The organism is Arthrobacter sp. UYP4 (assembly GCF_057291175.1).
Window position 1 is genome coordinate 1,664,880 of record NZ_JBXAVU010000001.1, and the last position, 13,102, is coordinate 1,677,981.

The following is a 13,102-nucleotide window of genomic DNA, read 5'->3' on the forward strand; positions in this document are numbered from 1 at the left end:
GGTCGGTCTGCGTGCCCCGGGGTGACCCCGGAGAGGAACGCGCACTGCGTACGTGTTCCGCCTCGGCCGGGATCCGTCGGATGCCACCCTAGCAAGCGCCACGAACCGTCATGGCCTGTACCAGCGCGGGTAGGGCGCATAGATTGGCCGCACACGACGAGGCGGAGGAGCAGCATGAGCGACCAGGTGATCACGGGAACGACGACGGCGTCGGGTTGGCCGGCGCTACGAGTCGCGGACTGGCAGGACACGCAGGCGACACTGCACATGTGGCTCCAGGTGGTCGGCAAGATCCGCATGGCGCACGCCCCGCTGGTCAACCACTGGTGGCAGGTGCCGCTCTACGTGACGCCGCGCGGGCTCGGCACCTCCGCCATCCCCTACGGGGACGGGATGTTCGACATCGAGGCCGACGTCGTGGCGCACCGCCTGGTGGTGCGCAGCAGTTCCGGCGGGGACCGCAGCGTGCCGCTCGAGCCGCAGTCGGTGGCGAAGTTCCACGCACGGACCATGGCGGCACTGGCCGAGCTCGGCATCGACGCACCGATCCGGGCCGTGCCCACGGAGGTGGATCCCGCCGTACCCTTCGCCGAGGACCACCACCACGCGTCCTACGACGCAGCGGCGGTGAACGCGTTTTGGCGGCAGCTCATCCAGGCGGAACGGGTCCTCACGCGCTTCCGCGCCGAGTTCCTCGGCAAGGTGAGCCCCGTGCACTTCTTCTGGGGTGCCATGGACCTTGCCTGCACGCGCTTCACCGGACGTCCTGCCCCCATCCATCCGGGCGGTGCGCCGAACTGCGCCGACTGGGTCATGCAGGAGGGCTACTCGCACGAGCTCTCCAGCTGCGGGTTCTGGCCCGGCGGCGGCGAGGAGGGCGCCTTCTACTCCTATGCCTACCCCGAGCCCGAGGGGTACCGCGATGCCGTCATCGACGTCGACGGCGCCTACTACAGCACCGAGTTCCGCCAGTTCCTGCTGCCCTACGAGGCCGTGCGCACCAGCGAGGACCCGGATGCCACGCTGCTGCGGTTCCTGCGGGCCACCTACCGGGCCGCGGCGGCCACAGGTGGGTGGGACCCCGACCTGCGCATCGACCCGCACCGACTGGACCTGCACGCCCGCTAGGAGGGCCTTTGGCCCGCCTGCCCCGGAACCGGCAGCGGCCACCGCCCCGAGGGGTGATGGCCGCTGATGCACCGGGAAGCGGTCGCTACTTCCTCCGGGTCTTCGGATCGAGGGCCTCGCGCAGCGATTCCCCCAGAAGGGTGAAGCCCAGTGCCGTGATGGCGATGCATGCACCGGGCAGGAAGGCGAGCTGCGGAGCTACCGCGAGTTCCGCCTGGGCGTAGGTGAGCATGCGCCCCCACTCGGCGGCCTGGGGCAGGCCGCCACCGAGGCCCAGGAACGACAGCGCCGCCGCGTCGATCACGGCCGTCGCGAGCGTGAGCGTCGCCTGCACGATCACCGGTCCCATGCTGTTCGGCAGGAGGTGGCTCATGGTGATGGTCCGGCGGCTGAGCCCGAGGGTCTGGGCCGCCAGGATGTAGTCCGCCCCCCGCTGCGACAGCATGGAGGACCGCAGGAGCCTCGCGAAGATCGGGATCTGCGAGACGCCGATCGCGATCATGATGGCGTAGGAACTCTGGCCGAGCACCGCGGCGATGCTGACGGCGAGCAGCAGGTTGGGGACGGACAGCAGGATGTCCACGAAGCGCATGATGACGTTGTCCACCCAGCCACCGAGCCCGCCGGCCAGGACGCCGAGCAGCATGCCGCCCGCCAGGCCGAGCGCCGTCGAGACGACACCGATCAGCAGTGACGCCTGGGCGCCCCAGATGAGCTTGCTGAGCACGTCTCCGCCGAACCGGTCGAGGCCCAGCGGGAAGCCGTCGATCTCACCGGGACCGGGGATGGTGGTGGGCGTGATGGAGGTGCGACCCGGCAGCTCGTCGCCGCCGTACGGCGCCAGGATGGGCGCGAGGACGGCCACGAGCAGGAAGAGGCCGATGATGACGGCACCGACGATCGCCTGCGGGTTCCTGCGCAGGCGGAGGAAGGCGTCCTTCCACAGGCCGGTGCCCCGACCGGTGTCGATGGCGGGATCGTTCGGGGCCGCTGAACCGCCGGCGGCGGGAGGCAGGATGGTACTCATTGCACACGCACCCTCGGGTCGATGACGGAGTAGGACAGGTCGACGATCAGGTTGATCAGTGCGTACAGGATCGCGATGAAGATGATGAAGCCCTGAAGCACGGGGTAGTCCAGGCCGAAGATCGCGTCGCGCAGGAACCGGCCGATGCCGTTGAAGGCGAAGACCGTCTCCGTCAGGACCGCCCCCGAGATGAGCAGGCCCAACTGCAGGCCGATGGTCGTCACGACGGGGAGCATGGCGTTCCGCAGGATGAAGCTGCCGCGGATGGTGCGTTCCATCAGGCCCTTGGCGCGGGCCGTGCGGACGTAGTCCGCGTTCTGCACCTCGAGGACCGAGGCGCGCGTGATGCGGACGATGATCGCCAGCGGGATGGTCCCGAGGGCCAGCCCCGGCAGGATGAGGTGCAGGAACGCGTCCCATGCGGCGTCGTACTCGCCCGTGAGCAGTCCGTCGAGCACGTAGAACTGTGTGTAGTGCGTCGCGTCGATGCGCGGGTCCTGCCGGCCGTCGGGCGGCAGCAGGGACCACTGGATGGCGAACAGGTACTTGAGGATGAAGGCCAGGAAGAAGACGGGCACGGTGATGCCGATGAGGCTCAGGACCACGGAGCTGTGGTCGAGGAACCGGCCGTAGTACCGCGCGGCCAGGTAGCCGAGCGGGACACCGACGCCGATCGCGAAGATGAGTGCGATGACGGTGAGTTCGAGCGTCGCGGGGAAGCGGGTGGCGAACTCCTCGAGCACCGGGCGCCCGGTGTTGATGGAGACGCCGAAGTCGCCCCGGAGCAGCCTGCCCATGTAGGTGAGGTACTGGGTGAGCAGGGGGCGGTCGAAGCCGTAAAGCTCGTTGACGCGGGCGATGGCCTCGGGCGTCGCCTTCTCGCCGAGCAGGGCGGTGGCCGGACCGCCGGGGAGGCTGCGTACCCACAGGAACAGGAGGATGGACAGTCCGAACAGGGTGGGTACGAGCAGGGCTAGCCGCTTACCGATGACGCGTAACACTCAGGATCCTTCCGGGTGGACCGGCTTCAGCCGGACAGGGGTAGTACAGCAGTGTGGAGCCGGCCCCGACACCGGGACCGGCTCCACACGGGTACTGCTGCTACTCGCTCAGCTCGATGTCGGTGAAGACCTCGTCATTGACGGGGCTCGCCGGGTAGGAGGTGACGCGGGGCGCGAAGGCCAGCGAGGGAGCGGGGTGGGCGAGCGGGATGGCCGGGTTGAACTCGGCGATCTGCTCGTTGATCTCCTTGTACATCTCCGTCTGCTGGTCGCGGTCGCTGGTGCCACGGGCTTCGTCGAGGGCCGCGAACAGCTCGGGGTTGTCGAAGCCGAATTCCAGCTTCTCCTGGCCGAAGAAGACGCCGATGAAGTTGTCGGTGTCGTTGTAGTCGCCGGTCCACCCCAGCAGGTGCAGGCCGTGGTCCGGGGTGCCCTGGACCTGGTTCAGGTAGTCGGGCGACCAGGCGGCGGGCGCCGGGTTGACCGTGATGCCGACCTCGCTCAGCTGTGCCTGCAGGTTGGTGAAGACCTGCTCGGGCGTGGGCATGTACGGGCGGGAGACGTTCGTCGGGTAGTTGAAGGTGACGTCGAAGCCGTCGGGGAAGCCGGCCTCGGCCAGGAGTTCCTTCGCACGCTCGGGATCGTAGTCGTACGTCGTGACGTCCTCGTTGTAGCCGTCGACGACCTCGGGGATGAACTGGGTGGCGACCTTCGTTCCCTCGGGCAGCGTCTGCGAGACGAGGGCATCCTTGTCGATCGCGTGGGCGATGGCCTCGCGGACCTTCGGATCCTTCAGCTCGGGGACGGCCTGGTTCATGCCCAGGTAGAGGATGGTGAACGGATCGCGCGGCGTGATGTTGTAGCCGGCGTCCTTGAGCGACTGCGTGTCGGCGGGAGCCACGAGGTCGTAGCCGTCGATGTCACCGGCCTCGAGTGCCTGGCGGCGTGCCTGGGGGTCGTCGATGATGCGGAAGATCGTCTTGGTGATCTGGCCCTTCTCGCCCCAGTAGTCGTCGAAGATCGAGAGCTCGAGCTGCTGTCCGACGTCCCAGGAGTCGAACTTGAACGGCCCGGTGCCCACGGGGTGGCCGAGGGCGTACTCGCTCAGCGAGGGAGCCTCCGCGGTGCCGCCGATCTCGTCGGCGGTGAACTCCTCGAGAGCGGTCGGGCTCTGCATGGCGAAGGCCGGCAGCGACAGCGCGGCGATGAATCCGGCGAACGGCTTGGCCAGGTTGACGGTGACTTCAGTGTCCCCGTTGGCCTCGCAGGACTCGTAGACGGCGTTCTCGGGGCTGTCCGCGAACCCGCGGAACAGGGAACCGTAGTAGTACGACGTCGTCTCGGCCTGCTGGATGCCGGTCCAGTTGTACCAGCGGTCGAAGTTGAAGCACACGGCTTCCGCGTTGAAGGGCGTGCCGTCGTGGAAGGTGACGCCTTCCTTGAGCTGGAACACCGTGGACAGGCCGTCCTCGGCCGTCTCCCAGGATTCGGCGAGCAGCGGAGCGGGGTCGGCGGTGCCCGGCTCGACGCCGACCAGGCCCTCGAAGATCTGGCGGCTGACGCGGAAGGACTCGCCATCGCTGGCGAAGGCGGGATCGAGCGACTTGGGATCGGAGGACGCGGCGAAGACGAAGGTGGAGTCGACGGCGGCCTCGCCCTCGGTGCCGGTGTTCTCCTCGCGCTGGCTCTGGACGCAGCCGGTCAGGAGGAGTGCGGCGATGGAGAATCCTGCGGTGAGCGCAGCGCGTTTCCTCGCGAAACCTGCGCCGCGCACGGATGTGCCTCGGTTGGACATGTGTTGCTCCCTGGTGAACGAGTGATTCCTACCGGATGTGACCGGTATCCATGGGGACCACAGCGGCGAACGCGCTGATCCGTGTGACGAGCCTAACTTCCGGCGGGGCCGCCGGCGGCATTTCGGGAGCATCAGTGGTTACGATTTGGCATCGCGTGCGACGGACCGGGCCGGCGATACCCGCGCGAAACGTGCTTGAAACCGGAGGACCGATGGCTGGAACAGATACTGCAACATCCGTGCGTTATCGCAGCTTCGCGGAGGTCGAGACGCGGGGCTACTCGCCGCTGTACGACGCGTGGTGCATGGGCGTCAGCGGCGACGGCGAACTCCTCGCCCTGCTGGACACGCTCCCTCCGGCACGCCGCCAGCCCGTCCTGTTCCTCGGAGCAGCGCGATTCGTCGGCGTCCCGCTCGGGGACTACGCCGCCTTCCGGTCCTTCGTGCTCGATTCCTGGGACGCCATCCGCTCCGTGATGGAGACGCGTGCCACCCAGACCAACGAGGCCGGCAGGTGCGCTGTCCTGCTGCCGTCCCTGGCGGCGATCAGCGCCGACGAGGGCAGGCCGCTCGCTCTGGTCGAGGTCGGCGCCTCCGCCGGAGCCTGCCTGTACCCCGACCGCTACGCCTACTCCTACTCCCCCGGGCCCTCCCTGCAGCCGCCCGGCGGGTCCCCGGTACCGCCGCTGGACTGCACGGTGGCGGGCCCCGTGCCCGTGCCGTCGTCGCTGCCCGAGGTCGTCTGGCGGGCGGGGATCGACCTGAATCCGCTCGATGCGGGGGACGACGACGACGTCCGCTGGCTCGAGGCACTCGTCTGGCCGGAGCACCGCTTCCGTGCGGAACGCCTCCGCGCGGCCCTCGGCGTCGTCCGGGCGGAACCGCCGCTGCTCATCCGCGGGGACCTGAACGAGCAGATCCTGCCGCTCGTCGCCCGTGCACCGTCGGACGCCGTCGTCGTCGTGTTCCACAGCGCCGTGCTCGCCTACCTCGACCGGGCGGGGCGGGACCGCTTCCGGGACACGATGATGCGGCTCACCGCGCACCGGGAGCGTCCGGTGCACTGGCTGTCGCACGAGGGCTACGGCACACTCGCCGGTGTGCCCGACGCGATGGAGAAGGCGCCCGGTGAGGAGGACGGACGGTTCGTGCTGCAGCACAACGGCGTCACGATCGCGCGCACCGGACCGCACGGGCAGTCCATCGAGTGGCTGTAGCCCGGAGGGACGGACGTCGTCAGCGCAGGCGCAGGCGCACCGCGTGCCGCGCCATGCGTGCCACCAGATGCGCGCCCGTGTCACGAGGGCTGACGTAGCAGCGCGGCAGGGTGAACCGGTCACCCGGGTCGTAGTCGCCGATCACGCAGCCGTGGTCGTAGCCGGCGGCACGGACGGCATCCGCGGCGGCGTCGTCGAACTCGCCGTAGGGATAGCAGAAACTCACGACGTCGGCCTGCAGGATGTCCTGCAGGACCGTCCTGCTGCCGCCGATCTCCGCGGCCAGGGACTCCGCATCGGCCCCGGGCAGGTGGGGGTGGGTCATGGTGTGGCTGCCGACCTCCTGGCCGGCGGCGGCGACGGTGCGCAGCCGGTCGGCATCCATCAGGCCGAGCCGCGGGCCGTCGTCCCACTCGTTGTCGCCACCGAGGCGACCGGCCACCGCATAGAGGGTGCTGGTCATCCCGTGCCGCTGGAGGATCGGGAGGGCGTGCTCCAGGTAGTCGGTGTAGCCGTCGTCGAAGGTGAGCCCGACAAGGCCGCGCGCCTCCCCCCGGTCCACCGCCCTCAGCAGCTCCGACAGGGACACTCCCCGCAGGCCCGACCGCCGCAGCAACCGCAGGTGCCGGTCCAGCCGGTCCGGGTGCACCCGCAGCCGGTACGGATCCGGCTGGTCCGACGGGCTGATGGAGTGGTACATGAACACCGGTGGGGTCTTCGTGCGCGCCGGCCCGGTGCGGGCACCCCGTTCGCTGGCCATACCGGTTCCCCCTGGTCGAAGAGCGACGTGTGGCTGTCAGCGTATCAGCGGGCCTGGTCGGCCCTCGTGCACTGTCCTGCGGAGACGGCGTCCTGCAGTCCCTCGGCGCTCTCGACGATGGGACGCAGTTCCGCGAGCGAGAGCGCATAGCCGACGGGCGCGTCGGCGGTGGACTTCGCGAAGACCACGCCGGTGACCCGGCCCTGCAGGTCGAGCAGCGGACCTCCCGAGTTCCCCTGCTGGACGTTCGCGGCGAGGCTGTACACCTGCAGCGGCCGGGGATTCGCGCCGTAGATGTCGTTCACCAGGACGGGGGTGAGTCCCTGGATGCTCGCGGGCTGGATCCGGTACGGGCCACCCGCCGGGTAGCCCGCGAAGGCCGCCGTCGTCCCGTTGGCCAGGTCGTCGCCGAGCGGCAGCGCGGCGGCGTCGAGGCCGTCGACGGCGATCACGGCGATGTCGCGGGCCGTGTCGAGCTGCACCACCCGACCGGGCAGCGCTCCCGCGCCCGGGACCTCGACGACGGGCTCGTCCACCCCGGCGACGACATGCGCGTTCGTGACCACCCGGTCGGGCGCGACGACGAAACCCGATCCGGTCTGGTTCTGGCCGCATTGGAAGGCCGTACCGGTGATCCGGACCACCGAATCGGCGGCCGCAGCGAGCTCGGGAGTATCGACGGACGCATCGGGCACATCCGCCGGGGTCGCGGGCCCGACACTCTCCAGGATGGTGGGGATCCCGTCGTCGACCGCGATGGTCCGCAGCTGCGCCAGCCACGAGCGCACCGGCCCCGGGGTCGCCGTGTCGATGCCGCGGATCACCTGGGAGGACGCCAGCTGCTGGGACAGGAACGGGACGCCGAGCGTCCCGACGCTGAAGGCCAGCATCGACAGGACCAGTGCGGCGACGACCACGTTCACGACGCCCCCGAGGAGGCGGTCGACGATCCGCAGCGGCGGGAAGTCGGACCAGCGGCGGATCGAGGCGCCGAGCGCGGAGCCGACGGCCTGGCCCACGATGATGAGGACGATCACGGTGGCGATGACCGCGATCAGGCGCCAGGGGTTGTCCGGCACCCAGGCGCTGACGAGGGGCACTGCGAAGAAGGCCGCCACCGCGCCTGCGATGAACCCGGCGATGCCGCCGAGCGTCACGAGGAACCCGTTCCGGAGCCCCGTCACCAGGTAACCGAGGAGGACCAGCACCAGGACGACGTCGAGGAGGGTGAACCCGGCGAGGCTGAAGTCCGGCACGTATATTCTCCCCTGGCTATGGTGGACGGAGGGCTACGTTCCTCACGACGCTCCGAGCGATTCTAGCGGCGCAGCATGGGAGGACCGTGGGAACGGGGGTGCTCCAGCCGGAATACGGGTCACCGGAGCGTGTATCAGTCGTCACATCCGCTTCGGTACGGCAAGATGGAGGGCGGAGGACAGCGCGGACCGCCGCATGGACGACGTACAAGAGACGCATCAGGAGAATCAATGGATATCGAGGTACTGCGCAGGGCGCCCCTCTTCGCTTCGCTGGGGGACGACGTCTTCGCCGCACTCACGGACGAGCTGATCGAGGTGGACCTCCCCCGCGGTTCGTCGGTGTTCCGCGAGGGCGACCAGGGCGACCAGCTGTACTTCATCGTCTCCGGCAAGATCAAGCTCGGCCGCACCGCCCAGGACGGCCGGGAGAACCTCCTCGCGATCCTCGGTCCGGGCGAGCTGTTCGGCGAGATGGCCCTCTTCGATCCGAGCCCGCGCACCGCGACGGCCACGGCCGTCTCGGAGACGCGCCTCGCCGGCCTGAAGAACGAGAACCTCCGTACGCTGCTCGAGACCCGTCCCGAGGTCTCGGCCCAGCTCCTGCAGGCCCTTGCGCGCCGCCTCCGCCGCACCAACGAATCGCTCGCGGACCTCGTGTTCTCCGACGTCCCCGGTCGTGTGGCCAAGGCCCTGCTCGACCTGGCGGACCGCTTCGGCCGCCCGGCGACCGACGGCATCCTCGTCGCGCACGAACTCACGCAGGAGGAACTGGCACAGCTCGTCGGGGCGTCGCGCGAGACCGTCAACAAGGCCCTGGCGGAGTTCGTCCAGCGCGGTTGGCTCCGCCTCGAGGCGCGCGCCGTCGTCATCCTGGACATCCAGCGCCTGCGCCAGCGCAGCCGCTGATCACCTCTCCGCACGGAAAAGGCTCCGCACGACGAAGGCACCTGTCCGCGGGCAGGTGCCTTTGTCGTGCATCGGACGGGCGGTCAGCGCCCGCGCTGGACGGACCCGCCCTCGCTGAGCTTCGGGCACTCGACCTGCAGCATGAGGTCGCCGTCGTGTTCGGCGAGCTGCGGGTGGTAGATCTTCACCGGGCGCTTGTGCGACAGGTAGGCGATGCAGCCGCGGGAGGAACCGATCTTCTCGAGGATGATCTCCACTGCGGGCACTGCTAGTTCACTGAGCGTGCGGTTCACCGTGTTGGGCTGGCCCACCTCGTCGCCGAGCCTCGTGGTGTCGCGGTCCGCGACCTCCTGCGCGGCCCAGCGCCACTGGCCCCAGACGCCTTTGCTCGCGAGGATGCTCGGCTCCTGGTTCACCGGCTGGGCCGCCGCGAAGTAGTGGGTGTCGAAGCGACGGTGCGCGAAGTCCGGAGTCAGCCAGTGCGAGAGCGGCTTGATGAGGTCGGTGCGCACGCCCAGTCCCCGTCGGGTGAGGATCTCCGAGAAGCGGCACTCACCCTCGTTGATCGCCTCGCGCGCCTTCATCCACTCCTTGGCCTGCGTACCCTCCACCAGCGACGAGGCATCGGGTCCGGCGAGCAGCACCCCGGTCTCCTCGAACAGTTCACGGATGGCGCACAGCACGTGCCGGCGGGCCATCCGGTGGTCGTCGACGCCGAGGGTCTTCGCCCACATCGAGGGTGGAGGGCCGAACCACGGGAGGTCGTCGTCGTCGGACTCCTCGATGCTCCCGCCCGGGAACCCGATGACGCCCAGGGGCGACTGCCCGCGACGATAGGAGAGGTAGGTCTCCGTACCGATCGCGCTGTCGCGCAGGAGGACCACCGACGACGCCGGCCGGGCCTTCAGGGGCGTGCGCTCCCCGTGCTCGATCCAGCTCTCCGCCGCGGTGCGCTGGTCCGGATGGACGGGGAAGAGCCGGGTGCTGAGACGGTCCACGGCCTAGACGAACTCCGCGATGACCTCGACCTCGACGGGCGAGTCGAGAGGGAGGACGGCCACGCCGACGGCGGACCGGGCGTGGACGCCTGCGTCTCCGAGGACTGCTCCGAGCAGCTCCGAGGCGCCGTTGATGACGCCGGGCTGGCCGGTGAAGGACGGATCGGACGCCACGAATCCCACGACCTTGACGATCCGCGTGATGCGGTCCAGGTCGCCGATCTGGCTCTTGATGGCGGCCAGGGCGTTGACCGCGCAGGTGGCGGCGAGGGAGGCCGCGGTCTCCGCGTCGACGCCGTCAGCAGCACCGACCTTGCCCGAAGCTGTGAGTTTGCCCCCAATAAAGGGCAGCTGGCCGGAGGTGTACACATGGCTGCCCGTGACGACGGCGGGGACGTAGATGGCCACGGGCGGGACCACGTCGGGAAGGGCGATCCCGAGGTCCGCCAGGCGCGCCTCCACCGCCGAAACCGCGGTATTTCCAGCGGACACTGCTAGCTCTTCTCCCTCTTGAGGTACGCCACGAGACCGTTTCCGTCGGGTCCGGGAACCACCTGCACGAGCTCCCATCCGTCATCGCCCCACTGGTCGAGGATCTGCTTCGTTGCGTGGATGATGAGCGGAATCGTAGAGTACTCCCATTTCTTCATGAGGAAAGCCTAGCGCGTGCTTGTAAACTGGAATAATGGCTGCGCGCAAATCACCCCTGTTCGACACGGCAACCACCCTCGGCAAGATCATTGCATTCCTCGGGATCAGTGCGCTCGCCGGTGTGCTCGCCGCGGGCCTCCTGGTGCCCGTGGCCGCTGCCGCAGGAACGGGGGCTTCCGCGTCCATCCAGTTCTTCGAGGAACTGCCGGCCGAGCTCGAGCGCGAGGCGCTCGCCCAGCCGACGAAGATCGTGGCCTCCGACGGGTCCCTGATCGCGACCCTGTACGAGGAGAACCGCCAGCCGGTCACGCTCGACCAGGTCTCGCCGACCATGCAGGACGCGCTGGTCGCGATCGAGGACTACCGGTACTACGAGCACGGCGGCGTCGACCTCGAGGGCATCCTGGGTGCGATCGCCAGCAACGTCTCGAACGGCACCTCCCGTGGCGCGTCGACCATCACGCAGCAGTTCGTCAACAACGTCCTGATCGACACCGCCCGCCAGAACGGTGGAGCCATCACGCTGAGCGGTGGCGGGAAGACCGTGGGCGACAAGCTGCGCGAGATGAAGCTCGCCATCGCCGTCGAGAAGGAGCTCAGCAAGGACGAGATCCTCGAGGGCTACCTCAACATCGTGCCGTTCAGCGGCACCACCTACGGCGTGCAGGCGGCATCGCGGTACTTCTTCAACGTGGATGCCAAGGACCTCAACATCCAGCAGAGTGCGATGCTGGCCGGCCTCGTCAACGGTCCGAGCGCGTACAGCCCCGAGTCCAACCCCGAGGGTGCGCTGCAGCGCCGGAACCTCGTCATCGACGCCATGCTCACCCGCGGGAAGATCACGCAGGAGGAACACGACGCGGCCATCGCCACGGACCTCGGCCTCGCCATCTCCCCGACCCTCAGCGGATGCGTCGGCGCAGCGCAGGCTCCGTACTTCTGCGACTACGTCACGCACCTGATCCTCAATGATCCCGCCTACGGCGACACGGAGGATGCCCGCCGGAAGGTCCTGTACCGCTCGGGCCTGACCATCAAGACCACGCTGGACCCCCGCGTGCAGAACGCCGCGCAGACCGCCGTGACCGAGACCGCGAACCCCGACACCACGGACGGCAAGGTGGGGCACACCATGCTGAGCCTGGATCCGAAGACCGGCAACATCCTGTCGATGGCGCAGAACACCCGGTACAACCCCGAGGCGGCCCAGGGCAACACGGTGCTCAACTTCAATGTCGACCAGTTCGACGGCGGGGACCCGAGCAAGAGCCTGGGCGGCGGCGGCGGCTTCCAGCCCGGTTCGACCTACAAGCCCTTCACGGTCGCGGCCTGGGTCGAGAACGGCAAGAGCCTCAACCAGGTCCTCGACGGCACCAAGAAGACCTACCGCCAGTTCGACAAGTGGAAGGCGAGCTGCGCGCAGGGCGGGGAGTTCCTGATCCAGGAGGAGGACGGCTACACGCCGCAGAACTACGGCGACATCAACTACCGGTTCACCACCGTGCTGGACGGTCTCGCCCAGTCGCTGAACACCATCACCATGGCGAGCGCCAAGCAGCTGGACCTGTGCCGCATCCGGGACATCGGCTACGACCTCGGCGTGCACCAGGCGAAGAGCTCCGAGGGCGAGGAGGTCCCGTTCGGCTTCGGGCCGTCCTCGCTGATCGGTGGTGGCGGTGAGGCCGCGCCCATGTCCATGGCCAAGGCCTACTCCGGCTTCGCCAACGAAGGCGTGGTCTGCGATCCCCGCGCCCTCACCGAGGTGACGGCCATCGACGGGACGAGCTACCCCGTCCCCGCCGTGTCCTGCGAACGCAAGATCGCCGCGGACGTGGCGCGTGGCGTGAACTACGCGACCCAGCGCGTCATGACCAACGGCTCCGGGCAGCTCCTGGAGTACGGGGACATCCCCATGGCGGGCAAGACCGGCACCAACGATGCGCGTTCGCAAACCTGGTTCATGGGCTACAACTCCGGGATGGTGACCGCGAGCTGGGTCGGCAACTGGCAAGGCGAGGGAGACACCAGTTCGCTCGGCGGACTCGAGATCGGCGGGCAGGTGTACCCGGAGATCGACGGCTCGCTCATCGCCGCCCCGTCCTGGGCGCGCTTCATGCAGCAGATCCCCGGCCTGTACGTCGGGGCGCCGTTCGCCAACCCGCCCGCCGGCATGATCAGCGGCCAGCGCTCGACGAACCCCGGCCGGAACTCGGGCAACAACAACGGCACCAACAACGGTGGCACTGGCACTGGCGGTACCACCGGTGGTACCACTGGAGGACAAGCGGGCAACAGCGGCAACGGAGGCAACGGCTAGCGTGGAATCGACTCAGACAACCCGGAGCGGGGCACCGCTCGGC

The 13,102-nt window shown here is 68.9% G+C and carries 12 protein-coding genes; 4 read left to right on the top strand and 8 right to left on the bottom strand.

All coding sequences use genetic code 11. The features are described from left to right. Positions 1–174: 174 nt before the first annotated feature. Entirely contained in the window at positions 175–1,128 is a 954-nt protein-coding gene (locus tag AC0Z9V_RS07850) for a DUF5996 family protein (protein ID WP_485141177.1), read from the top strand. Between the two features lie 85 nt (positions 1,129–1,213). Here the strand turns inward: AC0Z9V_RS07850 and AC0Z9V_RS07855 are convergent, their stop codons facing one another. From AC0Z9V_RS07855 to AC0Z9V_RS07865, 3 genes are all read right to left on the bottom strand, one after another. Then, positions 1,214–2,155: an ABC transporter permease gene (locus AC0Z9V_RS07855; RefSeq protein WP_133081190.1), complete on the bottom strand. Its 942-nt coding sequence runs from the start codon at positions 2,153–2,155 to the stop codon at positions 1,214–1,216. Continuing rightward, a complete protein-coding gene (locus tag AC0Z9V_RS07860; RefSeq protein WP_133081191.1) occupies positions 2,152–3,156 on the bottom strand; it encodes an ABC transporter permease in 1,005 nt (334 codons plus the stop codon). Before AC0Z9V_RS07860 ends, AC0Z9V_RS07855 begins: the two co-directional genes overlap by 4 nt. Positions 3,157–3,256: 100 nt before the next feature. Then, a complete protein-coding gene (locus AC0Z9V_RS07865; protein WP_485141178.1) occupies positions 3,257–4,951 on the bottom strand; it encodes an ABC transporter substrate-binding protein in 1,695 nt (564 codons plus the stop codon). Positions 4,952–5,190: 239 nt separating this feature from the next. Here AC0Z9V_RS07865 and AC0Z9V_RS07870 point away from each other — a divergent pair, with 239 nt between their 5' ends. Continuing rightward, on the top strand, positions 5,191–6,168 hold the full coding sequence (locus AC0Z9V_RS07870; RefSeq protein WP_459268095.1) for a DUF2332 domain-containing protein: 978 nt from the start codon (positions 5,191–5,193) through the stop codon (positions 6,166–6,168). A 19-nt stretch (positions 6,169–6,187) separates the two neighbouring features. Here AC0Z9V_RS07870 and AC0Z9V_RS07875 read toward each other — a convergent pair whose 3' ends face one another. Continuing rightward, positions 6,188–6,928 (bottom strand): polysaccharide deacetylase family protein, encoded by a 741-nt coding sequence (locus AC0Z9V_RS07875; RefSeq protein ID WP_485141179.1) that lies wholly within the window; start codon positions 6,926–6,928, stop codon positions 6,188–6,190. Between the two features lie 44 nt (positions 6,929–6,972). Then, the gene (locus AC0Z9V_RS07880) at positions 6,973–8,184 is read right to left on the bottom strand and encodes a MarP family serine protease (protein WP_485141180.1); all 1,212 of its coding nucleotides are present in this window, start codon (positions 8,182–8,184) and stop codon (positions 6,973–6,975) included. 231 nt (positions 8,185–8,415) lie between these two features. Between AC0Z9V_RS07880 and AC0Z9V_RS07885 the strand changes: the two genes are divergently transcribed. Next, positions 8,416–9,093 carry a Crp/Fnr family transcriptional regulator gene (locus AC0Z9V_RS07885; RefSeq protein WP_087028341.1) on the top strand — a complete coding sequence of 226 codons (678 nt, stop codon included), beginning with the start codon at positions 8,416–8,418 and terminating at the stop codon, positions 9,091–9,093. Positions 9,094–9,176: 83 nt separating this feature from the next. Here the strand turns inward: AC0Z9V_RS07885 and AC0Z9V_RS07890 are convergent, their stop codons facing one another. From AC0Z9V_RS07890 to sp36, 3 genes are read right to left on the bottom strand one after another with little or no spacing between them, the layout of a single operon-like run. Continuing rightward, positions 9,177–10,091, bottom strand: a complete 915-nt coding sequence (locus AC0Z9V_RS07890; RefSeq protein WP_133081196.1) for an NUDIX hydrolase — start codon at positions 10,089–10,091, stop codon at positions 9,177–9,179. 3 nt (positions 10,092–10,094) lie between these two features. Then, positions 10,095–10,583, bottom strand: a complete 489-nt coding sequence (locus tag AC0Z9V_RS07895; RefSeq protein WP_485141181.1) for a RidA family protein — start codon at positions 10,581–10,583, stop codon at positions 10,095–10,097. A 2-nt stretch (positions 10,584–10,585) separates the two neighbouring features. After that, positions 10,586–10,741 (bottom strand): Sp36 family protein, encoded by a 156-nt coding sequence (sp36, locus tag AC0Z9V_RS07900; RefSeq protein WP_087074509.1) that lies wholly within the window; start codon positions 10,739–10,741, stop codon positions 10,586–10,588. 35 nt (positions 10,742–10,776) lie between these two features. Between sp36 and AC0Z9V_RS07905 the strand changes: the two genes are divergently transcribed. Next, positions 10,777–13,059 carry a transglycosylase domain-containing protein gene (locus AC0Z9V_RS07905; RefSeq protein ID WP_133081198.1) on the top strand — a complete coding sequence of 761 codons (2,283 nt, stop codon included), beginning with the start codon at positions 10,777–10,779 and terminating at the stop codon, positions 13,057–13,059. Positions 13,060–13,102 lie beyond the last annotated feature (43 nt).

What these genes read in the sequence shown, in the direction of transcription:
- AC0Z9V_RS07850 (WP_485141177.1), top strand. Translation starts at nt 175, where the DNA reads ATGAGCGACCAGGTGATCACGGGAACGACGACGGCGTCGGGTTGGCCG.
- AC0Z9V_RS07905 (WP_133081198.1), top strand. Translation starts at nt 10,777, where the DNA reads ATGGCTGCGCGCAAATCACCCCTGTTCGACACGGCAACCACCCTCGGC.
- AC0Z9V_RS07855 (WP_133081190.1), bottom strand. Translation starts at nt 2,155, where the DNA reads ATGAGTACCATCCTGCCTCCCGCCGCCGGCGGTTCAGCGGCCCCGAAC.
- AC0Z9V_RS07875 (WP_485141179.1), bottom strand. Translation starts at nt 6,928, where the DNA reads ATGGCCAGCGAACGGGGTGCCCGCACCGGGCCGGCGCGCACGAAGACC.
- sp36 (WP_087074509.1), bottom strand. Translation starts at nt 10,741, where the DNA reads ATGAAGAAATGGGAGTACTCTACGATTCCGCTCATCATCCACGCAACG.
- AC0Z9V_RS07885 (WP_087028341.1), top strand. Translation starts at nt 8,416, where the DNA reads ATGGATATCGAGGTACTGCGCAGGGCGCCCCTCTTCGCTTCGCTGGGG.
- AC0Z9V_RS07865 (WP_485141178.1), bottom strand. Translation starts at nt 4,951, where the DNA reads ATGTCCAACCGAGGCACATCCGTGCGCGGCGCAGGTTTCGCGAGGAAA.